Source organism: Bradyrhizobium iriomotense (genome assembly GCF_018130765.1).
GTDB classification, from domain to species: domain Bacteria; phylum Pseudomonadota; class Alphaproteobacteria; order Rhizobiales; family Xanthobacteraceae; genus Bradyrhizobium; species Bradyrhizobium iriomotense_A.
The window spans coordinates 105,653-132,233 of sequence record NZ_JAFCJZ010000018.1 but is presented as its reverse complement, the minus strand read 5'-3'; the positions used below and the strand labels follow the sequence as shown (position 1 = coordinate 132,233).

The window sequence follows — 26,581 nt, the reverse complement described above, 5'->3', positions numbered from 1 at the left end:
TCGACGGAGTGAAGGTCGGGCAGAATCACCATGCTGGAGAATGAGCCGGGCACGGCAACGGAAGGCGGGCTGAAGCGCTGGCTCGAGGGCGTCGGGCTCGGCCACTACTCCGATCTTTTTGCACAGCACCGCCTCGATCTCGACGTCCTGGGGGATCTCACCGAATCCGATCTGGTCGAGCTCGGATTGCCGCTTGGCGATCGCAAGCGGCTCCAGCGGGCGATGGCGGCGCTGTTCCGGGCTGAAACGGCGGAGCCGCCGGCCGCGCCGGCACGCCCGCAGGCCCGGGCGGAGGTCGGGGCCGAACGGCGCCAGCTCACCACCATGTTCTGCGACATGGTCGATTCCACCTCGCTTTCGGTGCAGTTCGATCCGGAAGACGTGCGCGACATGATCGCGAGCTTCCGCGAAACCTGCGTCCGCGTGGTCAAGCATTACGAGGGCTTTGCCGCTCGTTTCGTCGGTGACGGCATCCTCGTCTATTTCGGCTATCCGACCGCGCATGAGGACGACGCCGAGCGTGCGGTGCGTGCGGGGCTCGAGATCGTGCGGGTGCTGTCGACCGCGCGCGCGATCGAGCCGCGCGGCGCGCTCAGCCATTCGCCCGCTGTCCGCATCGGCATTGCGACCGGCCTCGTCGTGGTCGGCGACCTCGTCGGGCAGGGCACCGAAGAGCGCGACTCCGCGGTCGGTGAAACCGTCAATCTCGCCGCGCGTCTGCAGGCCCTGGCGCCGCCCAACGGCGTCGTGATCTCCGCCTCGACGCAGTCGCTGCTGAAGGGCAAGTTCGACTACCGCAATCTCGGTGTCCATGCGCTGAAGGGCATCTCGGAGAAGGCGCAGGCCTGGCACGTGGTGCGCGCCACGCGGGTGGAGACCCGCTTCGCCGCGGCGATGGGCGCGCGGCTGACGCCGCTCGTCAACCGCGAGGAGGAGATTGCACTGTTGATGGGCCGCTGGCAGCAGGCCAAGGACGGCGACGGCCAGGTGGTGGTCAAGTTCGGCGAGCCCGGCATCGGCAAGTCGCGCATCATCCAGGAAATCTTCGAGCGGATATCGGGCGACCGGCACGGGCAGGTCTCGTTCCAGTGCTCGCCCTACTACACCTCGACCGCATTCTATCCGTTCGCCGAGCAGCTCAAATTCTCCCTCGGCCTCGACCGCGAGGATACCTCCGCGCTGACGCTGGCGAGCCTGGAGACCGCGATCGCCGCCGCGCATGGCGACATCGAGCAGGTCACGCCGCTGTTTGCCGCGCTGCTGTCGATACCGACGGGAGACCGCTACCCGCGGCTCGATCTGTCGCCGCAGCAGCAGAAGGATGCGACCGTCGCGGCGCTGGTCAATCACTTCCTCGGCCTCGCGCGCGAGATGCCGCTGGTGATCGCGTTCGAGGATCTGCATTGGATCGACCCGACCTCCCGTGAGGTGATCGACCTGCTCGTCGACCAGGTGCAGAACCGGCCGATCCTGGTCATCATCACCGCGCGCTCCGAATTCCAGCCGAGCTGGAACGCGCATTCGCATATCACCACCCTGGTGCTCAACCGCCTGAGCCGGCAGCTGCGCACGACGCTGGTTGAGCGTGTCGCCGGACGGGAGCTGCCCAAGGAGGTCGTCGAGGAGATCATCGTCAAGACCGACGGCGTGCCGCTGTTCCTGGAAGAGCTCACCAAGACCGTTCTGGAATCCAACCTCCTGACCGAGCGGCACGGGCGCTACGTGCTGTCGGGCCCGTGGCGGCAACTGGCGATCCCGGCGACGCTGACGGACTCGCTGATGGCGCGGCTCGACCGGATGGGCCCGTTCAAGCGGATCGCGCAGATCGGCGCGACCATCGGTCGCGAGTTCTCCTACGAGACGCTCCAGGCCGTCGCCAACACGCCGGCGGAGCAGATCGAGGCCGCGCTCAACCATCTGGAGGAGGCCGGGCTGGTCATGCGGCGCGGCCATCCGCCGGATGCGCTCTACTCGTTCAAGCACGTGATGATCCAGAACGCCGCGCATGCGAGCCTCTTGCACAGCGAGCGCCGCAAGCTGCATGCGCGCATCGCGCAGGTGCTTGGCGAGATGTATCCGGAGAAGACCGATCGCGAGCCGGAGCTGCTGGCCCATCACCTCACCGAGTCAGGCCAGAGCGAGGGCGCCGCCAGCTTCTGGCTCAAGGCCGGCAAGCAGGCGGCCAGGAGCGGCGCCAATCTGGAGGCGATCGGCCATCTGCGCCGCGGCTTGAGCGTCGTGCAGGCCAATGCGCGCATGCAGGGCGCCGACGAGATGGAGCTCGAGCTGCGCATCGCGCTCGGCAACGCGCTGATCGCCGCCAAGGGCTATGCGGTGCAGGAGGTCGAGGAGAACTACATCCGCGCGCTCGAGCTCGGCCAGCAGCTCGACGACGACGAGAAGGCCTTCGCCGCCACCCGCGGCCTCTGGGTGTGCCATTTCATTCGCGCCGACCTCACCCGCGCGCACGATCTCAGCGTCGAGCTGTTGAAATTCGCCAAGCGCCAGCGGCTGAACGAACGGTCGCTGCCGGCGCAGCAGACCGGCTACCTGATCGAGGCGCACCGTTCGATCGCGATGACCATGCTCTATCGCGGCCGCTTTGCGGCCGCGCAGCATCATCTGCATCGCTGCATCAACCTCTACAGCCCCGATCTGCATTCCGATCTGATGGAGCGGCACGGCACCGATCCCGGCGTCGTCTCGCTGTCCTATCTCGGCTACCTGCTCTGGTTCCTCGGCCGGCCCGACGCGGCGCGCCAGCACAGCGAGCAGGCGATCGCCAATGCCGAGAAGATCCGCCATCCCTTCACGCTCGCCTTCGCGCTGGTGTTCGGCGCGTATCTCTGCCAGCATTTGCGCGACGTCGAGGGCACGCGCGACCACGCCAACCGCGCCATGATCATCGCCACCGAACACGGTTTCCTGCACTGGAAGCAGCAGGCCGCGATCCTGCGCGGATGGGCACTGACGCAGCTCGGCGACGCCGACGAAGGTCTCAGCCAGATGCGCTTCGGCCTCGACGAATACGAGGCGATGGATTCCTGGCTCGCCGGCTGCTGGTTCCGTTGCCTGCTGGCTGAAGCCTATGCCAAGGTCGGGATGCGCGAAGCTGCCCTGCGCGCGCTCGACGGCGCGCTCGCGACCGCGCGGCGGACCGGCGATCATTCCTATCTCGCCGAGGTCTATCGGCTGCAAGGCGAGATCACGCTGTCGGATGGCGACCCGGCCTCGGTGCAGGAGGCCGAGGACCTGTTCGCTCTGTCGCTGGAGACCGCGCGCAAGCAGGGCGCGCTGTCCTGGGAGCTTCGCACCGCCGTCAGCCTGGCGCGCCTCTCGCACCAGGCCGGCAAGCGTGAGCACGCACGTCTCCTGCTCGTGCCGATCGTCAACAGGTTCAGCGAGGGTTTTTACACGCCGGACCTGAAGCAGGCGATGCAGCTGGTCAACGAGCTCGATGCGGATGCGCCGGTCCGTGAACAGGCCGATGCGGCGAGATGAGCGATCTTGCCGCCGCGCGTGCGCGCTATGTGGAGCTGATTGCCAGGCGCGAGCGGATTTCCTCGAAGCGTCTGCTCGGCGCGCTCGCCTCCGTTCCGCGTGAGGATTTTCTGGCCAGAGGCCCTTGGCGCATCAAGAGCGAGGCGGCGCGCAGCTATCGGCTGACGCCGGACGCCGATCCCATTCATCTCTATGACAATGTGCTGGTCGCGATCGACGCGCGCCGCAAGCTCGACACCGGCCTGCCGAGCCTCTGGGCGCATTTCATCGACGTGCTCGACATCAGGGAGAAGGACCGCGTTGTCCAGGTCGGCTGCGGGCTAGGCTATTTCTCCGCGATCCTGTCGAAGATGGTCGGCCCGAAGGGCAGCGTGCATGCGATCGAATGCGACGAGCGTCTGGCATCCCGCGCGGCAAGTTTCCTTCACGCCTATGCCAATGTCGAGGTGGTCCATGGTGATGGACGTGATCTGATCGGTGAAGTCGCCGACGTGATCATCGTGCATGCCGGCTTTTCGCACCCGCATCCGCACTGGCTCCAGTCGCTGCGTCCGCGCGGCCGGCTTCTGGTGCCGCTGACCCAGCGGGACCGCGAAGGTGCGGTGATCAAGATCACGCGGCGGGCGAGGGGCTTCGAGGCCGAGGCGGTGCAGCAGATCAGGATTTTCCCCGGCCAGGGCCGCGGCGTGACCGCGCTCGACGACCGCGTCGCCGACTGGTGGCAGCGCGCCGCCGCTCTGGCGCCGCTGCGCTTTCGCGGGCTCGAGCAGGGGCTGCCGTCGGATGGCTAATTCTTCGTTTCATTTTACCTTGATTCCGTTTGTGAGTTTCCAGCATCTCGCAGTGCGGCTATGAGTGCGGCCTGACCGCCATCCGAGCGCGCCCATGCATTCCGTTGCCCTGCTGACTGCGAGCTATGCCAAGGATATCGAACGCTTTTCGCTGCTCAGCGAGAGCATCGACACCTGGCTGACGGGATACACGCGGCATTATGTTCTCGTTAACGATGAGGATGTGCCGCTGTTCGAGCGATTCGCATCCGACAAGCGCGTCATCGTTCCGGCCTCGCGCTACCTGCCGAAATGGCTATTCGCGCTGCCGCCGGCGCTGCAGTTCATCAGCAAACGACGCGTCTGGCTGTCGCTGCTGTCGTCGCCCGTGCACGGCTGGCACATCCAGCAGATCCTGAAGATCGCCGGCGTCCTCAACGCGCCCGAGCAGCGCGTCTGCATCCTGGATTCGGACAATCTGTTTTTCCGCGAATTCGACGTCGGCCAGTATGCCGGCGGCGAGAAGACGCCGCTCTTCGTCACGCGCCAGGGGATCGACGCCGATCATCCTTTGCATGTGCTGTGGCTGCGCACCGTCGATCAGCTTCTCGGTGTCAAGCAGCGCTCGTTCCCGGCCGACGATTATGTCGGCAACGCGCTGGTCTGGGACAAGGATGCCGCGCGCGCGATGACCGACGCCATCAAGTCGGCGACGGGCTTGAGCTGGGCTCTGGCGCTGTGCCGGAAGAAAAAGTTTTCGGAGTATCTGCTTTACGGCAACTTCGTCGCCAGTTCGCCGGAGCATCTTGCGGCACATCGGGTGACGGAAGACAGCATCGCGGTGTCGCACTGGGACGACACGCGCCTCGACCGCCCGGCGATCGAAGCGATGATGCGCGCAGCTTCCCCCGAGCAGGTCGCGCTCTGCATCCAGTCCTATTCCTCGACTTCGATCGAGGACATCCGCGACGTCTTCAGGCTGAACTCGGCTGACAGGCGCAGTCCGAGCCTGGCTCCCGATCAGATCGGAGACACGCCCGCGTTCGAGACGCCGAAAACAAGCTAGGCTTCAAACGTTCTTCGTGAACTTGCTGATGACGTCCATAAACGGCTTCGGCTTGAACTCGCCGTCGAGCGGCAAGGGGCGGTTCGGCTGCTTGTCCTTGCGGGCGAAGGTGCCGTTGATCCAGCTGTAGCGATCCGAGAGGCCCCAGGTCAGGATCGAGCGCACCGGGCCGCTGGCCGAGACGGCCGTCAGCAGATCGTCGACCCGCTTGGCGACGATGGCGTCGCGTTCCGCCGGACTACCCGTCAGCTTCTGGTCGTCGACGTCGAGCTCGGTGACGAGCACCTCGAGGCCCCAGGAGCGCAGCTCGGTGACGAATTCGGCGAGGCCATGCGTGTCGATCTCGAGCTCGGCATGCAGATGCGATTGCAGTCCGACGGCATGCAGCGGAACGCCCTGGTTGAGCAGATCCATGATGAGGTTGCGGTAGGCCGCGCGCTTGGCGATGAAGGAGTCCTTCGCCGATTCGATATCGTATTCGTTGATCGCGAGCTTCACGAAAGGATCGGCCGCGGCGGCCGTGCGGAACGCCAGCGGAATCCAGCTTTTGCCGAGATGCTGCGTCCAGAACGTATCGCGCCGGTCGGTGATCCCTTTTGGATTGTCCGGGATCGGCTCGTTGACGACGTCCCACGACGTCAGCTTGTCCTTGTAGTAGGACACGACGGTGCCGATGTGGTCGAGATACGCGCGCTCGACGCCTTTGGCGTTCTTGATCTGCTTGGTCCAGTCCGGAATGTCGTGATACCAGGCGAGCGTGTGTCCGCGCATCGTCAGATCGTTCGCCTGCGCGAAGTCCAGGATCGCATCGGCGCGCTCGAAGGCAAAGGTGTGGGCGTCCGGCCGCAGCATCGGCCATTTCAGCTCGAGCACCGGCACCACCTGTGTACAATAGGTGCTGATGGCTTCGCCGAGCCTGGGATCGGCCTGCAGGTCCCAGAGCGTGGCCGCCGCACCAAAGCCCTGATGGCGCTGGGCGAGCTTCGAGGCCGGTAATGCTGACGCGGAGACGCCCGCCGCGAGCGTCGCGGCGCTGCCGAGGAGAAATCGGCGTCTGTCGAGCCTGGTCACGCGTGGTTCTGCATCACGGCTTCGGCGATCTCGTAATAGTGAAGCGCGCCCTTCTCGAGCGTGAGATTCTCGGTTACGTAGTCGCGTGGCGCGAAGTCGCCGGCGCTTACATGCGACCAGAACTCGCTCCAGCCGGAGACAAAACCGGCCGCATCGGTGAAGGTCATGCCGCAGCGTTCGTCGAAATAGGGCACAGAGGATACGCCGCCTTCGTACTGCACCTTGTGCGGAAAATACTTCGGATCCTGCCACGGCCCGCCGCGATCCCACGCCAAGACGGGAACGCCGCTCGACAGCGCCTGCTGGCACGCGATGCCTTGGCTCTCATGCTCGCACAGGAAGATCATGCTGCGGCAACGCGCCAGCGCCGCCTTGTAGTCGTCTTCCTTGTAGTGGCCGTAGCGGATCACCTCGACCGTGCGACCGCTGGCCTCGAGATGCCTGCGGATCGGCTCGATCAGTTCGGGCTCATATCGCTCGTAATCCCAGCGAACCTTGTCATAGAGCAGCACGTCCACGCTCTTGCGGTCGGCCGGCGTCGGCGTCCACAGGTCGGTGTCGATGCCGACCGGCCAGGCGTCGACATGGGGCCAGTGCGGACGGAACATGTCGGCGTACCATTTGCACGGCACCAGGACGCGCTTCACCTGCAGGTCCTTCAGGCGCTCCGGTGCATCGATCGGGTGATCGTACATGGCGACGCCGAGCAGGAGCGGGTTCTTCCATTTGAACCAGTCGAGCACGAACGGCCGCCCGATGATGCAGGCGAGTTCCTCGGGGTGCTTCCGGATGTAGCGATAGTCGTTGACGCGGTAGCGGATGCCGAGCCGGTCGAGGCCCGCGCACAGGTTGAGGAGGACGCGCCGCTGTCCGCTGATGAAGGATTCGCCCTTGACCAGGCGCCGCAGCAGCGGCCGGATGTGGCGGTCTCCGGGAAACCAGCGGTCGTCCCGCTCTTCGAAGAAAAGATTGAGCACCATCCGGTCACGCCCTTGCGTGCCGAAATCCGCCGGAACCAGCGGAGCGTCGGTACCGCCATGCGGCCGGGAGGTCGGGTGCGCCCGCGTTCGTTCGGCAACGTCCATGTCAGTCACGTCCACGCATCGGAAGGGTCAGGCGACCTTTTGATATCATTGCTTCTTTTCTGTGATCCCGCCGGTTCCTACAAGGACAGGGCAAATTTAACGCTAACGCGCGATAACCGCTGAGACGTTTCATTCGCGATCCGATTTGCAGGCTTATGCGACTATCTTGATCGGCGCTGGCGGCGCAGTGCGATGGCCGCAGCAAAGGCCAACTGTTTTAACGCCCCGTTAATCTTCAAGGTGCCGCCGGTCCCGTGCTCGCATGCTGAATCGCCATTTCTCCATTTACCTTGTGGCCTACATCCTGCCGGCGGCGGTGGGCTTCTTCGCGGTCACCGCCTACACGCGGCTACTCTCGCCCGCGGAATACGGCGTCTATGTCGTCGGCATCAGCCTTGCCGGCATTCTCGGCGCGATCTTCTTCGCCTGGATCAAGCTGTCGGTGTCGCGCTATCAGGCGATGTCGGCGGAGGTGGATTTTCGCGGCACGGCGATGGTCGCCTTTGGGCTGACGGTCGCAGTGCTTTGTGCCACCACGCCGCTGGTGTTTCTGTTCCGGAGCGATGTCAGCGTCGAGCTTCTGCTCGCCAGCATGTTCGTCGCGATCATGGCCAATGCGGTCGACGTCGGCCAGGAGTTCGAGCGCGCCAAGCTGCGGCCCTATCGGTTCGCTGCGATCTCGATCGTGCGCAGCGTCGCGAGCGTCGGCTTCGGCCTCGTCGGCATCTGGCTCGGCTGGGGCGGCCTCGGCCTGCTGGCGGCTTTCGGCCTCGGCTCGCTCACCGGCATCATCCTCAATCTCGTCGGGGACCGCAGCAGGATCGCGCGCTTCCAGCGCAGCCAGTTCATGCAGTTCGCGCGCTACGGCCTGCCGCTGACGCTGGCCGGCCTCTCGGTCGCGCTGTATTCGAGCTGTGACCGTCTCATCGTCGCTTATCTCCTCGGCAAGGACGCCGCCGGCATCTTCGGTGTTGCCGCCGACCTGCCGCGCCAATTCATGGTGATGATCGCGTCCAGCGTCGCCGCTGCGACCGTGCCTCTGGTGTTCCGGTCGCTGTCGGAGAACAACAGCGAGACGACGCGCGAGCGGTTGACCGAGAGCCTCGAGCTGTTGCTCGTCGTCGTCGCACCCGTCGCGATCTGGCTGGCGCTTGCAACCGACCAGGTCGCGGGCACGCTCGTGGGCGTCGACTTCCGTGCCGGCGTGTCGGCACTGCTGCCGACCCTGGTGCTCGCCCGCTTGTTCGGCATCGCCAACCAGTTTTACGTCCAGATCAGTTTTCAGCTCGCCGAGCGTCCCTTCATGCTGGCGGCGCAATCGTTCCTCACGCTGGTGGTGAGCGTGGCGCTGATGTTCGCGCTGGTGGCGGGTTACGGGATCTATGGCGCCGCGCTGGCGACGCTCGCGACCGAGGCGATCGGTTTCGTCGTGGCGGTAGTCCTGATGCACCGCGCCCATCCCGTGCCGTTCGACGCGAGCCGCCTCGCCGGCGTGGCCGTCTCCGCCGCAGCGATGGCGGCTGCCATACTGCTCGCCCGGTCGCAGGTCGACGGCACCGGCTTCGTGGCGCTGATCATGGTGAGCCTCGCCGGCGGGCTTGCTTACGCGGCAGCGGCCTGGCTGCTCAATGTCGCGAATGTGCGCACGCTGTCGCTCCGTCTCCTGCGGACCTTCAACCGGAAGGCGCTGGGTGTCTAGCGCGCCTCTGTCCGGCGTGGTCGCGCCGCCCTGATGTCAGGCCAGGCCGGCTGCAACCACTGCCGGGCCCCGGACATTCTGCCGCAGCGGTGGACCGCCAGCTCCGGACCAGCCCCGGCCGCAAGCCGCCCTTCCGCCCGTGCGGGCCGTCGTATATGAGAGATTTGGCGCCGGAGCGGGCCGAATCTCGCCACAGACGGAACGTATGGCGGCTGTGATTTCTTAATTTAGAGATCGCAAACTGATATTTGACCGGCACGCGCGGACTGGCATTTCGACCGAGGATGGCATGAAAAACCTGATGACAACGGCGCAATCCACCGTGGCGATGCGGCGTTGGGGGCCTCCCGGGATTGTGACGCTGGCGGCGATGGTCGCATTCGCGACGCTGGGCCCGGCGTCCGCAGCCAAGCAGGCCCGCCAGCCGGCCGAGGCGGTGGCGCCGCGCGAAGCGGGCGAGCCGATCATGGCGATCGTGTCGATCAAGAGCCAGCAGGTCACCTTCTACGACGCCGACGGCTGGATCCTGCGCGCGCCCGTCTCGACCGGCACCACCGGGCGCGAGACCCCGGCCGGCGTCTTTGCCATCGTCGAGAAGGACAAGGACCACCGCTCGACCATGTATGACGATGCCTGGATGCCGAACATGCAGCGCATCACCTGGAACGGCATCGCGCTGCATGGTGGTCCGCTGCCCGGCTATGCCGCCTCGCACGGCTGCGTTCGGATGCCGTTCGGCTTCGCGGAGGGGCTGTTCGACAAGACCAACATCGGAATGCGGGTGATCATCTCGCCGAACGACGCGGCCCCCGTCGATTTCTCTCACCCTTCGCTGTTCGTGCCGAAGCGGGAGGCCATCGCGGCGGCGCCGGGCCGCATCGACAAGCTCTCCGCCGAGGCCGAGGAGGCCACAAGGGCCGCCGACGAGACCAAGAGGGCTACGGCCGCGGCCGCGAAAGAGGCGGTCTCGCTCCCGGCATCGCTGCGCAAGTTGGAGCAGCAGAAGGCCCGCGCCGATGCCGAGCTCGCCTTCGCCGACAAGACGCTTGCGAATGCAAAGACCGATCAGGCCCGCGCGAAGGCCGAGGAGTTGAAGCAGAAGGCGGCCGCCAAGGCCGCCGATGCGACGACGCAGCTCGATGCCGCCAAGGCCGCCGCGCAGCCAAAGCGCGACGCCGTTGCCGCCACGAAGGAGGCCGCGAAGGTCGCCGCGACCAGGAAAGGCGACGCGGTGAAGGCCGCGACCGACGCCAGGCTCGCGCTCGAGCCGGTCTCGGTCTACATCAGCCGTGCGACGCAGAAGCTCTACGTGCGGCGGAACACGCACAAGCCGGCGCCGGACGGCGGCGGCGAGGTGTTCGACACCAGCATCGAGGTCCCCGTCACGATCCGCAATCCCGACCAGCCGCTCGGCACGCACATCTTCACGGCGATGGCGAAGACCGATACGGGCCTGCGCTGGAGCGTGGTCACGATTGACAGCGGCGACGACGCCAAGGACGCGCTCGACCGCATCACCATCCCGCAGGAGGTGTGGGATCGCATTGGGCCGACCGCGCTGCCGCGCTCCTCGATCATCATCTCGGACGAGCCGCTAAGCAGCGAGACCAACTACCGCACCGAGTTCGTCGCTGTGCTGAGCAACCATCCCCAGGGCGGTTTCATCACGCGCAAGCCGACCGCGCCGATGGACATTGCCAGCGACGACGGCTGGGACAATGGCGGCAACGGCTTCGGCTTCTTCTTCCAGCGCGATCTGAACCCGCAGCCGGTCAATCCGCGCCGCCAGCGCGGCGGCCAGTACCCGTACTATCAATCGACGCAGCCGATGCAGCGGAGCTGGTGGTAGGGCACGCTGCGCGCCGCGGGCTGAGGCCGATTACCGACGCGCCTCGATCACGATCGCCTGGATCTTGCCCTCGACCGCTCCGGAGCCATGGCGCGCCCGGAGTGCCTCGGCAACGATATCAGTTGCAGCCTGCAGCTTGCTTGCATCCCTTGCCTCGATCTCGCTGCGCAGCGGCGTGCCCTGGCAGAGCGCGATTGCGACGTATTCGGCCGACGGTGCGCGGCTGATCTCGGATCGCGTTTCGATTGAGATGTCACGAAAGCCCGCACGTTCGAGATCGGTCCTGATGACGGCCTTGTCGTGATAGCCGTGCGGCGTTCGGACCATGAAACGGGGCGGATCGTCGGGAAACAGCTTTTCGAGCGCGACCGTTGCTTCATGCGTGAGCACATTGTCCTCGATGCGATCCCAGACGTTGAACACGAACGTGCCGTTTGGCTTCAGGACGCGCTTCACCTCTCCGTAGGCCTTGACGCGATCCGGAAAGAACATCGCGCCGAACTGGCAGCAGGCGACGTCGAACTCGGCGTCGCCGAAGGGCAGGGCCATTCCGTCCGCCTGGCGCCAGGTGATGCGGTCATCATCGGCCTGACGCTGCGCGGCGACCGCGAGCATCGGCTCGTTGAGGTCGGTCGCGACGTAACGGATGCCGGGTGGTAGCGCCGCTGCCACGGCGCGGGTCACTGCGCCGGTGCCCGCGGCGATCTCGAGCAGCACGGAAGGAGAGCGCGCGGCGACGCGCCGTGCCATGTCCCGCGCATAGACGGAGAAGATCAGCGGGACGAGATACTCGTCGTAGATTTTCGGAATCGAGCCGGCGAAAACCTTGTCAGTGTCGGACATGCTTGCCTCGCTGAAGGTTCGGACACGAGGCTCACGTTAGCATGGTTTCCCGCTCGCGCCAGCAACGACGCAAGTCCCGCCGGCGATCGGCTCTACGATCTCCCGCCGCCGACCTCGCGGATCGGCCGCGTGCCGTCCCAGTTCAACGCAGCCTGCCGGACCTTCTCGAAGAACGGCCCCTTGGTGCCGCTGATGTCGGAGATCTCGATGATCGTTCCCGGATGCGCCTGCGTGTCGAAATAGGCAAAGCGCCCCTTGTCGCCGCCGATCTGGCCTTCGTGGCCGATCTTGTAGCCGAGCCCGATCGCCTTGTCGTAGAGCACCTGATAGTCGTGGCTCCAGTACGACATGTGCTGGAGGCCTTCGTGGCCGGCGTCCAGAAACTCCTTGTACAGCGAGGGTGCGTCGTTGCGCTGCTGGATCAGCTCGATCTGCAGATCGCCGGAATTGGCCAGCGCAATGCTCATCTCGACGGCAGAGTCCTGGCCGCGATGGCGGAACCAGTCGGTCTTGACCCGGTCCATGTAGTACCAGGGACCGACGCCCATGGTTTCGATCCAGTGCTTCATCGCGGCGTGGATGTCCCGCACCACATATCCATTCTGGCGCACCGCGCCGAAGATGCGGCTCATGCCCGTGCTCCTCTTCTCGACCCGCTCACTTGACCTCGATGCCGGCGTCCTTGGCAACCTGCTTCCAGGCCGCGATGTCGCGGGCGTTGATGTCGCGCTGCTCCTCGCCGGGGACGAATTGCGGCGTGATGCCCAGCTTCAACAGCTTCTCCTTGACCTCGGCATCGCCGAGCGCGTCGTTCAGCGCAGCCGACAGCCTCGCGGCGATCGGCGGAGCAAGACCCGCCGGCGCATACATCGCCCAGGAGAGGCTGCGATCGAACGGCACGCCCTGCTCCCCGTAGCTGGCGACATCAGGCAGGCTCGGCGAGCGTTCGCCGCAGGCGGCCAGCGCCTTGATCGAGCCGTCCTTCACCAGCGGCGTCGCGGTCGCAACGTCGAGCGTCGCGAGCGAGATGTGGCCGCCGAGCAGGTCACCGGCGAGTTTGGCGATGCCGTTGAACGGCACGTGCTCCATCTTGATGCCGGTCTGCTGCATCAGGATCTCCGCGCAGAACTGCCCGGTCGAGCCGATGCCCCAACTGCCGTACTGGATCGGTTCGCCCTTCTTCGCCAGCGCAATCAGGCCCTTGATGTCATTGGCGGCAAAGTCCTTGGTCGCCACCAGGATGATGGAGGAGACGCCGACGCGCCCGATCGTCGTAAAATCCTTGATCGAATCGTAGGGCAGCTTCGGGTAGATCGCGGGCGCCAGCACATGCGTGGTCATGCCGCCGACGGTGATGGTGTAGCCGTCATTCGGCGAGGTCGCGACCATCTGCGTGCCGAGCGTACCGGCAGCGCCGGTGTGGTTCTCGATATAGATGCTTTGCCCGAGCGACTTGCCCATCCTGTCGGCGAGCAGCCGGCCGACCACGTCGCCGCCGCCGCCGGCTGCGTAGGGCAACAGCATCTTGATCTTGTGCGTGGGATAGGCGGCGGGGTCTTCCGCTCGCGCCGGCAGCGCGGCCGATAGCAATGCGAGAAACGAAAGCGTGATGGTGCGCAGCATCATGTTCGCATTTCCTAATCTTCGAAACGAAATCGATAGGCATCGCCGTGCCGGATCACGCGGCCTGCGGTCGGTGCGGGAAAATGGCCGGTGAGCAGATAGCTCGGCGTCTCCGCGAGTTCCTCCAGCAGCGCCATCCGCGTTGCGATCGCCGCGGCCGGATCGACATCGGCGGCGTTGGACAGCCAGGGCGCGGCGCACTGGATCGGATGATGGATCACGTCGCCCGACATCACCGCGTGATCGTGGCCGCCATTGAGATGGATCTGCATGTTGCCCGCGGTGTGCCCGGGCGCTGGCGCAAAGCGCAAGCTCGCGTCGCGATCGCTGAACAGGCGGTGATCGGTTTCGACCAGCTCGGCAAGTCCCGCGGCGACCACCGGCAGCACGGAATCCTCGAACGAGCCATGGTTCACCGGGCTCCTCGGCGCGGCATTGTGCGCGGCCTCGAAATGCCGGTACTCCTCGCGCCCCATCAGATAGCGCGCGTTGGGGAAGGTCGGCACCCAGCGGCCGTCGAGGAGCCGCGTGTTCCAGCCGACGTGATCGACATGCAGATGTGTGCACATCACGAAGTCGACCTGTTCAGGGGTAACACCCAGCGTACGCATGTTGTCGAGGTAGGGCTGGTCGAGATTATTCCATACGGGCACGCGCGGCCGCTTCTTGTGGTTGCCGCAGCAGGTATCGACGATGGCGGTCCAGCGCGGCGTGCGCACGAGATAGGAGTGGTGGCTGAGGATGAAGCGGCCGGTCTCCGGCTCGATGTAGCGGTGATCGAGCCAGCTCCGGTTCTCCGCGATCACTGCGTCGGTGACGTTGGCGAACAGCCAGGTCTTCTCAAAAGCGAGCGCGGGGATCTCGCTGACGAGATCGACCCGCATGCTGCCGATCTTCACCTGCCGCATGCTCAGTTCTTCAGGAGCTCGCCGAACGGCACCCAGCGCGTGCCGTCGAAGCGGATCAGCTGGAGGCTCGTCATCGGCGTGTAGCGCTCGGGCGAGTTGTTCACCGCGGTGCCGTTGATCAGCATCGGCAGGTGCACGTCCTTCAGGCTGGTCGCCTGCTTCATCACGTTGGCGCGGGTGAGGTCGTTGCCTGATGCTTTCAGCGCCGTCACCAGCGTCTGCGCGATGGTGTAGCCATAGACGTTGAGCCAATCGCTCTTGTTGGCGTCGGGCAGATATTTGTCCATGAAGGCGAGCCATTCCTTGGTGCCGGCATCGTCCTTCAGCGCCGGATCGGTCGCGTCCTTCAGATACTGGCTGGAGATGACGCCGGTGGAATTGTCCTTGCCGGCGGGCTCCAGCACGCCGCTGATCGAGGCCGAGACGTTGGAGATGATCGTCACCGGCTTCCAGCCGATCTCGCCGATCTTGCGGATCGCCTGCGCCGCGAACTTCGGCGTCGCCGCCACTAGCACGACGTCAGCACCGGCGGTCTTCAGTTGCAGGATCTGGGTGTCGACCGTCGGCGCGGAGGTCTCATAGGCTGCGCGCGCGACGATCGCTTCGCCGCTGCCGAGCCCTTCCTCCAGCGCCTTCAGATAGTCCTTGCCGAGATCGTCGTTCTGGTAGAGCACGCCGATCTTCGCGTTGGCGTGGCTGGCCTTGATGTATCTGGCGTAGGCGATCGCCTCGTCGCGATAGGTCGGCTGCCATCCGACGGTCCACGGAAAGTTCTTGGGATCATCCCACTTCGCCGCGCCTGACCCCAGGAAGAGCTGTGGCACCTTACGATCGTTGAGATATTTGTGCACGGCGCTGTTGGTCGGTGTGCCGACGCCGCCGAAGATCAGCAGCACTTCCTCGCTTTCGACAAGCCGCCGCGTCTGCTCCACCGTCTTCGGCGGGCTGTAGGCATCGTCGGCGATGATCATCTGGATGCGCCGTCCGTTCACGCCGCCCTCGTCATTCACCTTGCGGAAATAGGCCTCCGCCGCTTTCGCGATCTGCGCAAAGGCAGAGACCGGTCCGCTCAGCGGCGCGGTGGTGCCGATCTTGATGGTCTTGTCGTCGGCGCCGGGATCGTATTTGGCGGATTGGGCAGAGGCGGTGCTGCTTGCGAGCAGCGGCAACAGGATGCAGGCCGCAGCCAGGCGAAGGCGGGCAAAGCGCGCCATGAGTCGTCTCCCCAAAATTGCTCTCCGCCTCTCGATGGAGCGGAGTTGAAACGCGAGAACGGCGCCCGCGCGAAGCTTGCGGGCCGCGCCCGTTGTTGCCAGACTGGCGAAACGAACGATCGTTCGTACGGTTGACTAGCGAACGATCGTTCGTTAGTCAAGCCGCCATGGCTGTCCACACCTCCAGCGCAGCGGAAGCGGCTGCGCCCACGACGCGCGAGCGCATCCTCAGCGAGGCGCTGAACCTGTTCGCACAGAGCGGCTATGGCGGTGCCTCGATGCGCGAGCTCGCGCGCCGCGTCGGCATCCGCGAGAGCAGCCTCTACAATCATTTCTCCGGCAAGGCCGCGATCCTGGAAGCGATCGTCGCCGAACACGGCCCCGCCAGCTCGGCGAGCCGGCTGGAGGAGCTGCGCTACAAGCAGCTGGCACGCCAGCCCTCCGCGTTCTGCCGGCAGTTCGCGCTGGACCTCGTCGAGCAATGGTCCGATCCGCGCGAGCACCAGTTCCAGAAGGTCATCACCGCCGAGCGCAACCGCGTCCCCGGCATCCGCGCCAAGTTCGCCGACCATTTCTACGCGCGCGAGCAGAGCATGATGACGGATTATTTCCGCGGCTTCGCGCTCGCCGACCTGATCTCGACCACCGATCCGCGCGAGACCGCGCGGCTGTTCGCCGCCGGCCTCATCTATATCCGCCTCGAGCATTACGTGATGGGCGCGGTGCCCTCGCCGCGGCCGAAGGTGATCGAGGCGATCGACCGCTATCTGTCCTTCTTCCTGTCGCTGATCGCGGCGGGCAGTGACACCGACAACAAGAAACGAAAAGCCAAGGGAGAAACGCGTGGCAAGGCTGCCCCTGATTGATCCGGAGACGACGAGCGGCGACATCCGCGCCTCGTTCGACCGCATGCCGGTCAAGCTCAACATCTTCCGCATGATGGCCCATGCCGAGGCCAACATGATCCCGGCGATGCGGCTCGGCAATTCGATCCTGCACAAGCAGAAGCTCTCGGCCGTCAACCGCGAACTGCTGATCCTGCAGGCTGCGCAGCTCGAAGGCGGCGCCTATGAATGGCGCCAGCACGTGCCGATCGCGCTCGGCGTCGGCTGCACGCAAGCGCAGATCGATGCCGTCGAGCGCGCCGACTACGATGCTGCCGGCTTAAGCGATGCCGAGCGCGCCCTGCTGAAGTTCGGCCGCGAGGTGGTCGAGAACGTCCGCGTGGCGGAGGCGACCTTCGCTGCCGCGCGAAAACACTTCAGCGACCAGGAGATCGTCGAATCCATCGTCGCGCTCGGCTTCTACATGATGATGGCGCGCCTGACTGAAGCGACCGAAACCGATCTCGATCCCGCCGCCGGCATGAAGGTCTATGACGGCGGCAAGAAGCAGGGCGGCTGAGATGACGGACACCGAGACCAAGCCGGAGCGCTACGTTCGTCCGCCCAGTGCGGAGTCCTCGGGCGAGGCGCCGGGCAGGGGGCGCCTGAAAGGTCGCCGCATCCTGATCGTCGGCGGCGGCCAGCGCGTGTTCGATGCCTCAACCGACCCGATCGGCAACGGCCGCGCCATGAGCATTTTATGCGCACGCGAAGGTGCGAAGGTTTCGGTGGCCGATCTCAATCGCAGCTCTGCCGAACAGACCGTCAAGCGCATCACCGATGAGGGCGGGGAGGGGTTTGCGATTGCGGCCGACGTCACGCGCGAGGCCGACGTGGTCCGGATGATCGACGAGGCGCATCGCGCCATGGGCGGCCTCGACGGCATGGTGCTGAACATCGGCACCTTCGGCCAGGTTGGCCTCGATGCCGTCAGCGCCGAGGAGTGGAACAGGATCTACGACGTCAACGTCCGCGGCCCCATGCTGTGCTGCCGCGCCGCGATGCCAAAATTCGACAATGGCGGCGCCATCGTCTTCATCTCCTCAATCGCCGCACTGAAGGCGGGCTCGCAGATGGCGGTCTATGATTCATCGAAAGCCGCGCTCGGCGGCCTCATGCGCAACATCGCCCATCTCGGATCGCGCCGCGGCATCCGCGCCAACCTCGTCTATCCCGGCCTCGTCGACACCCCCAACGGCCGCGAAGCCGGCGCCGGCCGCCCCAACCGTGGCAAAGGCCACATTCCCTTCGGCCGCCAGGCGACGGCCTGGGAAATCGCCTATGCCGTGCTGTTCTTCCTGTCGGACGAGAGCGTCTACATCACCGCGCAAACGCTCGCGGTCGATAGCGGCCTGAGCGGGATGTAGGTGCGCTCATCGCCCGTGCGATCGCGCGCGGCAGATGAGGTGGTCGAGCGAGAGGTTCCCTGGCCCGTAAGCCATGATGCCGAGCGCCATGGCCGCCCAGGTGAGATGGATCGGCCAGCCGTCGGGCACCGTGAGCTCGACGATCACGGTCATGAACAGCAGTCCGAGCCCTGCGAACCGTGTGCCGAGACCCAGCACCAGGAGGATCGGAAACATGATCTCTCCGCAGCCCGACAGAAAGGCCATCACCGCCGGTGCCGGAAAATGATAAGGCCCGCCCGGCAGATGCAGCATGAATTCGTCGCTGAACAGCGTCACGGCGGTGTCGTTGAGCCGCAGGAAGCCGGCCCATTTGAGCATGCCCGAGCGCCAGAACGGCACGGCCAGCGCAAGGCGCAGCACGAGCTGCACCAGTGACGGGGTGGCAAGCGTCTGCACCAGTTGATTGGCCTTGTCGACGAGCAGCCCGAGCGGGGGCAGGCTGGTATTTGCGGGCATGCGCTGCTCCGTAATCATGCTGGATCTCCAAAGGCAATTGAGGTGAACGCGCCGGCCTCGATCAGCCCGGCGATGTTTGCGGCGATGTCGAACTTGGCTGACGCGTCGAACGCCGCCATTGCGGCCGCGCCGAGCGGCTCGCCGGACATCAGGCTGGCGGCAAAGACGGCGCCACCGGGCGGAAGGTGGCGCACCGCGACGTCGAATTGGGGCCGGGTGATCAGAGCGTCTTCCGGCGTGGACGCGTCGATGCGCGCCACAGGCGCGCTGTCCCGGTTGGCGGCAAAGATCGTCACGGCCGCATATTGCGAGCGGACGATCCGTGTGGCCGGATGCGGCGCAAAGACGAGATCGCCAAGCCGCTCCGGCGCAATGGCGGACAGAAGCGCAGACGACAGCGGCGACGCGTCGGCGGCATGATAGGCATCGAGCCAGGCGCGCTCGATGCGGGCGACATCGGCCAGCCAGGGCATGTCTTGCGCATGCTCATACCCGGCGACGAAGTCCGGGAAGTCGCGGCCGTAGTCGAACAGCAGCGGCGAGGTCGGTGGGCTATTGCGGATGTGGAAGCGCGCCATGGCGCGGAAGAAATCGGTGCCGGTGATGCGCTCTACGGCCGGATAGATCGCGGCCAGCGCATCGATCAGGCTGACCGTGACGTTGTTGCGGTAGACGTCATAGCGTCGGCCGGCCGGCTTGCCGTTTCGGCCGATCACGGCCGTCGGCGCATCACGCGCGGGGTCGAGCAGCGGCGGCGCAAAGGCCGCGGCAAATCCGGGGTCAGCTTCAGGCCGCACGGCGATCCTCCGTCACTGCCGCCGGGTTGCAGCGATCGAGGATCGCCTGCGCGGCAGTGGCTTCGGCGCGCAGGACCGGCCATTCCGGGATCTTGCTGTCCCATTCGATCAGCGTCGGTATGGGGCCGCGCCGCGCGATGATGATCTCGAACAGCTTCCACACGGCATCCGCGACCGGGCCGTCATGGCTGTCGATGAGGAGGAGGTTGCCGTCATCGTCCGTCTGCTCCGCGTGGCCGGCGAGATGAATCTCCCCGACGTGAGCAAGCGGGAAATCGGCGAGATAGTCGAGCGCAGCGTATCCGTGATTGGTCGCGGACACGAACACGTTGTTGATGTCGAGCAGCAGGCCGCAGCCGGTGCGCTGCACGATGGCGCGAATGAAATCGGTCTCGCTCATCGTCGACTGGCGGAAGGTGATGTAAGTCGACGGGTTCTCCAGCAGCAGCGGGTGGCGGATCGCTTCCTGCACCTCGTCGATGTGATCGCAGACGCAGGCCAACGTCGCCTCGGTGTAGGGCAGCGGCAGAAGATCGTTGAAGAAGCTGGTCTCGTGCGTCGACCAGGCGAGATGTTCGGAGACCAGTGCCGGCTGATAGCGCGCGACGAGGCTGCGAAAGCGTGCCAGATGCGTCTTGTCGAGCGGCTGCGGCCCGCCGATCGACATGCAGACGCCGTGCAGGGACAGCGGATGGTCGCGGCGGATGGCTTCCAGCGCGCGATGCGGCGCTCCGCCCGCGCCCATGTAGTTCTCGGCGTGCACCTCGAAGAAGCCGGCTTGCGGGCCGGCCTCGAGAATCGCCGGAAGGTGCTCGGGCTTGAAGCTGGTTCCGGCGGCACCGCCGATCGGAAGTGAAAAGCGGAGCGGCACGGTGGCGGGCTTGGTGGCCGTGATCATGGTGCGTCTCCGCTTCCCTGGTGTTGGCGTGATGGATTGGCCTGGCCGCGTCAGACCGGCTTCAGCGAGCCCTTCTTGCCGCCGGGCAGGTCGATGCTGGTGCAGGTGCCGCCCTGGACGAATTTCCAGGCGTTGCCCTGGAAGTCGACTGTCGAGGTGCCCTGGCAGGTCGTGCCCGGTCCGGCGGCGCAATCGTTCTGGCCCTTCAGCGCGACGCCGAAGCACTTTTCCTTCTTGGCGGCGACGGCGGCGTCGGCTTCGGCCTTGGTCAGCGGGCCCGCGGCGGCGAGGGTCGCAAGCGCGGTCGACATGGCGCCGGCGAGAGCGAGCGTGGTGACGACGTGTTTGGCAGACATCGAAGTTCTCCTTTTGCAGATGCATCGCCTGGCAGGCGAAGGCGCATGGTCTCGTTCGCCTCCTGCGCAGCCGGCGTTACCGCTGGAATGCTCACGAATCCGTGAGACCGATTGGTCAGGGCGCCCGGTTGGTGCGCTTGGGTCGGGATTAACGGGCAGACGCCGGCGTAAATCCAATGCCTTGGTGCTATCGAGACGTTAGCCGCGAGGCATTGGCGCGGATGGTCCGCATTTGCCAGACGTAACAAAGGACGGCCGGCGCCGTAGAGCGATGTCAGAGGATGCGCAGGTCCGCGAAGGCGAAAACGGCGATGAATGTCGATCCCGGACGGAGGCTTCAGGCGGTTGCAAGGCTGACGGTCAGCATTCGCCTCGCAGTGTCAGCCCTGGTCCTGGCCGCGATCCTGCTCACGGCCGCCCTTTCCAGCCTGTTGTGGTGGCGCACGGCTGAGGCGACCAGCCGGCAACTCGCTTCCACCATCAACGAGCAGATCGTGGCGGCGGTGCGCAAGGAGGTCGCGGCCATCGTCGACGAGGCGCGCGCCGCGCACACTGCGATCCGCACCTTGTTCCTCCAAAACGTGCTCGACACCCGCGAGGCCGACAAGCGCGAGTTCGTCTTTCTCTCGCAGCTGCAGTCGCAGGCGACGATCTCCTGGGTCGCTTTCGGCTGGCCCGACGGCTCGTTCTTCGCTGCGCACAAGCTCGGCGATCGCCGCCTGGAAATGATGGAGATCTCGCTGACCGATCATCCGGGTCAGCGCCGCGTCGATGAATATGACGTCGTGCCCGGCGATATCGAATTCGCCAGCCGCCGTTTCGAGCCGACTGAGTTCCGCGTGGCCGATCAGGTCTGGTTCAAGGCCGGACTCACCGCGGACGAGCCGCAATGGTTCAGGGTGATGGACCATCCAACCGGCGAGCGGTCCTCGATTGCCTTTGCCGGCCCCATCGACGTCTATCAGGAGCGGCAGGGCGTTCTGGCCGTCGTCATCGAATATACGAGGCTCGCGCGCTTCCTGTCGCAGCTCGAGGTCGGGCGTACCGGAACCGCGTTCATCGTCGACGATAGCGGTGTGCTCGTCGCAGCCCCGGACAAGGAGGCCGACGAGCTGCACCCTGTGCGCAGCGACATCACGCTGCTGCCGCTGGCGCGCGCAGCGCTCGAACAGGCGGGGGAGGCTGGCCGCAAGGAGGCCTGGCGCAGCCGCCTGACGTCACGCGGCGCGGCCTACGAGGTCGCGCTGACGCCTTTGCCGTTTCCCGGCTGGTCGCTCGCAACCGTGATCCCCGAGGCGGAATTTCTCGGCCCCGTTGAGACGACGCTGCGGCGGCTGATCCTCGGCCTCGCCGTCGGCGCCGTGCTTGCGGCGCTCGCGTCGGCAGTGCTGGCGCGCTCCGTGATTGCCGCGCCGTTGTCGCGCGTCGTCGGCGAGCTTCGCCATGTCGAGGCCTTCGCGCTGGAGCAGGTCCGCCGCCATCCGTCGCGGCTGAAGGAGATCGCGAGCCTGTCGGGCGCCATCGCCGAGATGGCGTCCGGCCTGTCCGCCTTCCGCAAGTTCATCCCCGCCGATCTCGTTCGCGGTTTGCTGCGGCAGGGCGTCGAGGCGAGGCCCGGCGGCAGCATCCAGGAGCTCAGCGTGATGTTCATCGACATCGCCGGCTTCACCGGACTGTCCGAGCGGCTCGGCGACCGCGTCGTGCCGCTGCTGTCACGCTATCTCGACCTCACGTCTGAAATCATCGTCGCCAATGGCGGCACCATCGACAAGTTTATCGGCGACGCCGTGATGGCATTCTGGGGCGCGCCGCAGCCACAAGAAGATCACGCCCTGCGCTGCTGTCGCGCGGCGCTGGTCTGCCGCAGGGCCGTGGACGAGTCCGGCCTTGTCGACGACCTCGGCCAGCCGCTTCAGATCCGCATCGGCATCAATTCGGGCCGCATGCTGGTTGGCAATATCGGTTCGGAGCTGCGACTGAACTACACCGTGATCGGTGATGCCGTGAACGTCGCCAGCCGGCTCGAAGGCGCCAACAAGTCCTATGGCACGCGCATCCTGATCGGCGAGGCGACCGAACGCCTGGCACGCGGGGCCATCCTCACGCGCGAGATCGAGAGCATCGCGGTCTACGGACGCGAGGAGGGGCTCTCTGTCCACGAACTGATCGGAATCGTGGATGAAGGTGTTACCGAAGCCGGCTGGATCGCGGATTACGAGCACGGTCTCGCCAACTATCGGGCGCGCCGGTTTGCCGCCGCGCTCGCCGATTTCGAGGCCGTGCTGAAGCAACGTGCGCACGATCGGCCCGCTGAGCTGATGCGTGACCGTTGCCGGAAATTCATCGCGGCCGCGCCTGACGACGCCTGGCGTCCGGTTGCGGCACTGACGTCGAAATGACGCGCTGATGCCGGCCTTGCCGCGCCGGGATCGATGTTGGCGGGCTTCCGACGCGAGGTCCTCGGCATGCAGCGCCCCCGAGATTCAGATTGCGCAAGCTGACCATTCCCCCTAATAGAATTGGACAAATGACCAAATAGCATGGTCGAGCGCCAAAAGGCGTGGCCATGGAGGAACAATTGCCCCGCGCAGGATGCGCCGGCGGCCTCGGGGAATGGAAGCGCAGCATGTCGCAGGCGGATGGTTTTGGACTGGCGGGTGTCATCGGCATGCCGGTCGCGCATTCGCGCTCGCCGGTCATTCATAATTACTGGCTGAAGGCGCACGGCATCCGCGGCAGCTATGTGCCGCTCGCGATCAAGCCGGAGCGGCTGGAGGACGCGCTCCGCGGCCTCGTCGCGCTCGGTTTCCGCGGCTGCAATGTCACCATGCCGCACAAGCAGACGGCGATGCCGCTGCTCGACCGCGTCAACGAAACCGCAAAACGCATCGGAGCCGTCAACACCATCGTCGTCGAACAGGACGGCACGCTCTCCGGCTTCAACAATGACGGCAACGGCTTCGTGCAGAGCCTGCGCGACGCCAGGGCCGATTGGCGCGGCGATGCCGGGCCGATCCTGCTGCTGGGCGCGGGCGGCGCCTCGCGCGCGGTGGTGGTCGCGCTGCTCGAGAACGGCGCGCGCGAGATCCGCATCGCCAACCGCACGGCGGAGAAAGCGCAGGCAATCGCAAAGGAATTTGGCCCTGCCGTGAGCACGGTTGCGTGGGACGACCGCGGCGCCGCGCTTGGCGATGTCGCACTGCTCGTCAATTGCACCGATCGCGGCATGGTCGGCAAAGCCGCGCTGGAGATCGACCTGTCGCGCCTGCGGCCGGAAACGCTCACGGCCGATCTGATCTATACGCCGCTCGAGACGCCGTTCCTCGCGGAGGCCCGTGCGCGCGGCTGCGTCACCGTGAACGGGCTCGGCCTGCTGCTGAACCAGGCCCGGCTTGCCTTCAAGGCCTGGTTCGGCGTCATGCCCGACGTGACGCCGGAACTGATCAAGGCCATCGAAGCGACGTTCTGACCTTCGCCGGGGAGCTTTGCACCATGACGCTGCCGGTGTCCCCCAGGATCGATTGTCACATCCACGCCATCGATCCCGTCCGCTTTCCTTATTCCGCCGATACGCCGTACCGTCCGAGCGGGCAGGAGATCGCGCCCGCGGCGCAGTTGCTGCGCGTGTTCGACGCCTTCGATGTCAGGCACGCGCTCGTCGTCGCCACCAACACCGGCTATGGCAGCGACAGCCGCATCCTGCTCGACACGTTGGAGCAGGGCGGCGGCCGCTTTCGGGGCGTCGCCGTCGTCGAGAACGACGTCGACATCAAGGAACTCGAACGGCTGAAAGCCGCCGGCGTGATCGGCGTCGCCTTCAACGTGTCGTTTCACGGCGCCGCCTATTATCTCAAGACCGCGCCACTGCTGGAGAAGCTGACGAGCCTCGGCCTGTTCCTCCAGATCCAGGTCGAGCAGGACCAGTTGCTCGACCTGTTGCCGCTGATCGACAAATCAAATGTGCGCCTGGTGTTCGACCATTGCGGCCGTCCCTCAGTCGCGCAGGGGTTACAGGGCAAGGCGTTCCAGGCGCTGCTCGCCATCGGCCGCGAACGCGACGCGCACATAAAACTGTCCGGCTATTACAAGTTCTCGCAGCAGCCGCATCCGTATGAAGACACCTGGCCCTTCATCGCCGCGCTGGTCGATGCCTTCACGCTCGACCGCTGCGTCTGGGGCTCGGACTATCCGTTCCTGCGCGCCCCGGAGCGGCTCGATTACGGCCCGCTGCTCGCGGTGCTGACACAACTGTTCCCGGATCCGGGCGATCAACATCGCCTGTTGTGGCGAACGCCGGCAAAGCTGCTCGGCTTCGACGGCGGGACGGATCAAACGAGATAACAACAGAGCAAAAGGGAGGGAGAACGTCATGAGGCACTTTGCAGGGCCAATTGGAATCGCGATTGCGGTATCGCTGTGGGCGAGCGTCGCGCAGGCGCAGAGCACGGTCTACATCCCCGACGTGATCGAGCTGTCCGGCCCCGGCGCCGTCTCCGGCACCAACTGGCGCGACGGTGTCGCGCTCGCCGTCGACGAGATCAACAATGCCGGCGGCATCTCGGGCCGAAAGATCCAGACCGAGCATCTGGATACCCAGAGCAACCCCGGCATCTCGCGCGCACAGGTGCAGAAGGTCCTGGACAAGGATCCTTACGTCGTGCTCGGGCCGATCTATTCCGGCTCGGTCAAGGTCAACATGGCGCTGACGCAGGCCGCCGAGATTCCGCAGATCGTCGGTGCCGAGGCCGCCGACATCACGACGCAAGGCAATCCCTGGATCTTCCGCACCGCCTTCGGCCAGCAATTCTCGATGCCGAAGATCGCCAACTACCTGCACGACAAGCTCAAGGTGAAGGCGGTCGCGGTGGTCTGGGTCAACAATGATTTCGGCAAGGGCGGTCGCGATAATTTCGTCAAGGAGATGAAGGCGCGCAATATCGAGATCGCGGCCGATATCTCGACCGAGCAGGGCCAGGTCGATTTCGGCTCCGACGTCATCAAGCTCAAGAGCGCCAAGGCCGACGCGATCTTCGTCTACACCAACGAGGAGGAGAGCGCCCGCTTCCTGATCGAAGCGAAGCGGCAGGGCGTCGCGACGCCGCTGTTCGGCGAGACCACGCTGCTCAGCCAGAAGGTGGTCGAACTCGCCGGCCCCGCTGCCAACGGCGTGCGCGGCCATGTCGGCCTGTCCGCCGACGCACCGGTGCCGGCGATCGAGGACTTCACGAAGAAATTCAGCGAGCGCTACAAGTACCGGCCCGATCACAACGGCATCAAGGGCTATACCGCCGTCTATCTCGTCAAATACGTCACCGAGAAGATCGGCAAATTCGACAGCAAGGCCTTTGGCGCGGCCATGAAGGGCCTGACCCTGACGCCCGACAAGGCCCCTGGCATGCTGATGGAAGCAAGCTGGGATCAGAACGGCGACATCGACCGCGCCAGCTTCCTCGCCGAGATCATCGACGGCAAGCAGAAGATCGTCGAGACCTTGCCGAAGCTGAAGGGCGGCAAGGGCGAGTGAGGGACGTCTGCCTGCTGCGTCGCTCCAATCTCAGAGCTCGTCGAGCGCGGCCCATTGCGGCACGTGCGCGGCGAGCTTGTCGAGCAGGCGCTCGAATTCGTTGCGCTCGGCACGCGTGAGGCACGCGAGCATGGCGCGCTCCCGCTCGCGCAGGGCCGGGATGTATCGCGCGTAGAGCGCGCGGCCGGCCGCCGTCATGAACAATTGCTGACGGCGGCTGTCGGTCTTGTCGGCGGCGCGCCGTATCAGCTTCTTCTTCTCCAGCGCGATGATGCCGCGACTGATATTGGCCTTGAGATGGCCGGAGAATTCGCAGATCTCGCTGGCCGTCACGCCTTCGCGGAAGTTCAGGAAGATCAGGGTGACGATCTCCGGTCTCGTCAGACCGAGCTCCATCTCGATCCGCCGGAACGACGGCTCGCGGTAGAAGTTCAGCACGTAACCCATCCGGTACGCGATCTGGAGCTCGGTCCCCCCGATCACCGCCGCGAGCGGCCCCCGCTCCGGTGGCAGGCTTTTGGTCGTGCCGTTCGACGATTTTCGAGATGGTCTCATATGAGACTTTCTGGTTGATTTTCGATCCGGCATGATCTTAACATCGCCGCGCGACCCGTAAGAATGGCCGTCG

The 26,581-nt window shown here is 65.6% G+C and carries 24 protein-coding genes; 12 read left to right on the top strand and 12 right to left on the bottom strand.

Annotated elements, in window-relative coordinates:
• The first annotated feature begins 30 nt into the window (after nucleotides 1–30).
• The 3 genes from JQ635_RS27530 to JQ635_RS27520 all read left to right on the top strand — a co-directional run bounded on the left by JQ635_RS27530 (nucleotide 31) and on the right by JQ635_RS27520 (nucleotide 5,337).
• Entirely contained in the window at nucleotides 31–3,501 is a 3,471-nt protein-coding gene (locus JQ635_RS27530; RefSeq protein ID WP_211412913.1) for an ATP-binding protein, read from the top strand.
• On the top strand, nucleotides 3,498–4,292 hold the full coding sequence (locus tag JQ635_RS27525) for a protein-L-isoaspartate O-methyltransferase family protein (protein WP_211412912.1): 795 nt from the start codon (nucleotides 3,498–3,500) through the stop codon (nucleotides 4,290–4,292). The genes JQ635_RS27530 and JQ635_RS27525 overlap by 4 nt, the downstream gene beginning before the upstream one ends.
• 94 nt (nucleotides 4,293–4,386) lie before the next feature.
• Entirely contained in the window at nucleotides 4,387–5,337 is a 951-nt protein-coding gene (locus JQ635_RS27520) for a DUF6492 family protein (RefSeq protein WP_211412911.1), read from the top strand.
• Nucleotides 5,338–5,340: 3 nt separating this feature from the next.
• Here JQ635_RS27520 and JQ635_RS27515 read toward each other — a convergent pair whose 3' ends face one another.
• Together JQ635_RS27515 and JQ635_RS27510 are read right to left on the bottom strand one after the other, a co-directional pair.
• Complete coding sequence (locus tag JQ635_RS27515; RefSeq protein ID WP_211412910.1) at nucleotides 5,341–6,408, bottom strand: endo-1,4-beta-xylanase; 1,068 nt, start codon at nucleotides 6,406–6,408, stop codon at nucleotides 5,341–5,343.
• On the bottom strand, nucleotides 6,405–7,493 hold the full coding sequence (locus JQ635_RS27510) for a glycosyltransferase (protein WP_211412952.1): 1,089 nt from the start codon (nucleotides 7,491–7,493) through the stop codon (nucleotides 6,405–6,407). Before JQ635_RS27510 ends, JQ635_RS27515 begins: the two co-directional genes overlap by 4 nt.
• 262 nt (nucleotides 7,494–7,755) lie before the next feature.
• Between JQ635_RS27510 and JQ635_RS27505 the strand changes: the two genes are divergently transcribed.
• Nucleotides 7,756–9,192: a lipopolysaccharide biosynthesis protein gene (locus JQ635_RS27505; RefSeq protein ID WP_211412909.1), complete on the top strand. Its 1,437-nt coding sequence runs from the start codon at nucleotides 7,756–7,758 to the stop codon at nucleotides 9,190–9,192.
• A gap of 289 nt (nucleotides 9,193–9,481) precedes the next feature.
• The gene (locus JQ635_RS27500; protein WP_211412908.1) at nucleotides 9,482–11,041 is read left to right on the top strand and encodes a L,D-transpeptidase; all 1,560 of its coding nucleotides are present in this window, start codon (nucleotides 9,482–9,484) and stop codon (nucleotides 11,039–11,041) included.
• Between the two features lie 30 nt (nucleotides 11,042–11,071).
• Here the strand turns inward: JQ635_RS27500 and JQ635_RS27495 are convergent, their stop codons facing one another.
• The 5 genes from JQ635_RS27495 to JQ635_RS27475 all read right to left on the bottom strand — a co-directional run bounded on the left by JQ635_RS27495 (nucleotide 11,072) and on the right by JQ635_RS27475 (nucleotide 15,629).
• On the bottom strand, nucleotides 11,072–11,884 hold the full coding sequence (locus tag JQ635_RS27495; protein ID WP_211412907.1) for a class I SAM-dependent methyltransferase: 813 nt from the start codon (nucleotides 11,882–11,884) through the stop codon (nucleotides 11,072–11,074).
• A gap of 92 nt (nucleotides 11,885–11,976) precedes the next feature.
• Nucleotides 11,977–12,516, bottom strand: a complete 540-nt coding sequence (locus JQ635_RS27490) for a VOC family protein (RefSeq protein WP_211412906.1) — start codon at nucleotides 12,514–12,516, stop codon at nucleotides 11,977–11,979.
• Nucleotides 12,517–12,541: 25 nt separating this feature from the next.
• On the bottom strand, nucleotides 12,542–13,510 hold the full coding sequence (locus tag JQ635_RS27485; protein ID WP_211412905.1) for a Bug family tripartite tricarboxylate transporter substrate binding protein: 969 nt from the start codon (nucleotides 13,508–13,510) through the stop codon (nucleotides 12,542–12,544).
• A gap of 11 nt (nucleotides 13,511–13,521) precedes the next feature.
• Nucleotides 13,522–14,415 carry an MBL fold metallo-hydrolase gene (locus JQ635_RS27480; protein WP_211412904.1) on the bottom strand — a complete coding sequence of 298 codons (894 nt, stop codon included), beginning with the start codon at nucleotides 14,413–14,415 and terminating at the stop codon, nucleotides 13,522–13,524.
• A 2-nt stretch (nucleotides 14,416–14,417) separates the two neighbouring features.
• Complete coding sequence (locus tag JQ635_RS27475) at nucleotides 14,418–15,629, bottom strand: ABC transporter substrate-binding protein (RefSeq protein ID WP_211412903.1); 1,212 nt, start codon at nucleotides 15,627–15,629, stop codon at nucleotides 14,418–14,420.
• Nucleotides 15,630–15,796: 167 nt separating this feature from the next.
• Between JQ635_RS27475 and JQ635_RS27470 the strand changes: the two genes are divergently transcribed.
• From JQ635_RS27470 to JQ635_RS27460, 3 genes are read left to right on the top strand one after another with little or no spacing between them, the layout of a single operon-like run.
• Nucleotides 15,797–16,495 carry a TetR/AcrR family transcriptional regulator gene (locus JQ635_RS27470; RefSeq protein ID WP_211412902.1) on the top strand — a complete coding sequence of 233 codons (699 nt, stop codon included), beginning with the start codon at nucleotides 15,797–15,799 and terminating at the stop codon, nucleotides 16,493–16,495.
• Nucleotides 16,473–17,033, top strand: coding sequence for a carboxymuconolactone decarboxylase family protein (locus tag JQ635_RS27465; protein ID WP_211412901.1), 561 nt, complete (start codon nucleotides 16,473–16,475; stop codon nucleotides 17,031–17,033). The genes JQ635_RS27470 and JQ635_RS27465 overlap by 23 nt, the downstream gene beginning before the upstream one ends.
• Nucleotide 17,034: 1 nt before the next feature.
• Complete coding sequence (locus JQ635_RS27460; RefSeq protein WP_211412900.1) at nucleotides 17,035–17,880, top strand: SDR family NAD(P)-dependent oxidoreductase; 846 nt, start codon at nucleotides 17,035–17,037, stop codon at nucleotides 17,878–17,880.
• A 6-nt stretch (nucleotides 17,881–17,886) separates the two neighbouring features.
• Here the strand turns inward: JQ635_RS27460 and JQ635_RS27455 are convergent, their stop codons facing one another.
• The 4 genes from JQ635_RS27455 to JQ635_RS27440 are packed head-to-tail and all read right to left on the bottom strand — an operon-like array spanning nucleotide 17,887 to nucleotide 20,429.
• On the bottom strand, nucleotides 17,887–18,396 hold the full coding sequence (locus tag JQ635_RS27455) for a DoxX family protein (protein ID WP_211412899.1): 510 nt from the start codon (nucleotides 18,394–18,396) through the stop codon (nucleotides 17,887–17,889).
• Nucleotides 18,393–19,175, bottom strand: coding sequence for an HvfC/BufC N-terminal domain-containing protein (locus JQ635_RS27450; protein ID WP_211412898.1), 783 nt, complete (start codon nucleotides 19,173–19,175; stop codon nucleotides 18,393–18,395). Before JQ635_RS27450 ends, JQ635_RS27455 begins: the two co-directional genes overlap by 4 nt.
• Nucleotides 19,165–20,073: an MNIO family bufferin maturase gene (gene bufB / locus JQ635_RS27445; protein WP_211412897.1), complete on the bottom strand. Its 909-nt coding sequence runs from the start codon at nucleotides 20,071–20,073 to the stop codon at nucleotides 19,165–19,167. The genes JQ635_RS27450 and bufB overlap by 11 nt, the downstream gene beginning before the upstream one ends.
• A 50-nt stretch (nucleotides 20,074–20,123) precedes the next feature.
• Complete coding sequence (locus JQ635_RS27440) at nucleotides 20,124–20,429, bottom strand: BufA1 family periplasmic bufferin-type metallophore (protein WP_018645959.1); 306 nt, start codon at nucleotides 20,427–20,429, stop codon at nucleotides 20,124–20,126.
• 311 nt (nucleotides 20,430–20,740) lie between these two features.
• On the opposite strand from JQ635_RS27440, the gene JQ635_RS27435 reads away from it, so the two are divergent.
• The 4 genes from JQ635_RS27435 (at nucleotide 20,741) to JQ635_RS27420 (ending at nucleotide 25,953) form a co-directional block, all read left to right on the top strand.
• Entirely contained in the window at nucleotides 20,741–22,828 is a 2,088-nt protein-coding gene (locus tag JQ635_RS27435) for an adenylate/guanylate cyclase domain-containing protein (protein WP_211412951.1), read from the top strand.
• A 227-nt stretch (nucleotides 22,829–23,055) separates the two neighbouring features.
• Complete coding sequence (locus JQ635_RS27430) at nucleotides 23,056–23,898, top strand: shikimate dehydrogenase (RefSeq protein ID WP_211412896.1); 843 nt, start codon at nucleotides 23,056–23,058, stop codon at nucleotides 23,896–23,898.
• 23 nt (nucleotides 23,899–23,921) lie between these two features.
• Nucleotides 23,922–24,770 carry an amidohydrolase family protein gene (locus tag JQ635_RS27425; RefSeq protein WP_211412895.1) on the top strand — a complete coding sequence of 283 codons (849 nt, stop codon included), beginning with the start codon at nucleotides 23,922–23,924 and terminating at the stop codon, nucleotides 24,768–24,770.
• A 28-nt stretch (nucleotides 24,771–24,798) separates the two neighbouring features.
• A complete protein-coding gene (locus JQ635_RS27420) occupies nucleotides 24,799–25,953 on the top strand; it encodes an ABC transporter substrate-binding protein (RefSeq protein WP_211412894.1) in 1,155 nt (384 codons plus the stop codon).
• A 30-nt stretch (nucleotides 25,954–25,983) separates the two neighbouring features.
• On the opposite strand, the gene JQ635_RS27415 is transcribed toward JQ635_RS27420, so the two are convergent.
• The gene (locus tag JQ635_RS27415; protein ID WP_211412893.1) at nucleotides 25,984–26,508 is read right to left on the bottom strand and encodes a MarR family winged helix-turn-helix transcriptional regulator; all 525 of its coding nucleotides are present in this window, start codon (nucleotides 26,506–26,508) and stop codon (nucleotides 25,984–25,986) included.
• Nucleotides 26,509–26,581 lie beyond the last annotated feature (73 nt).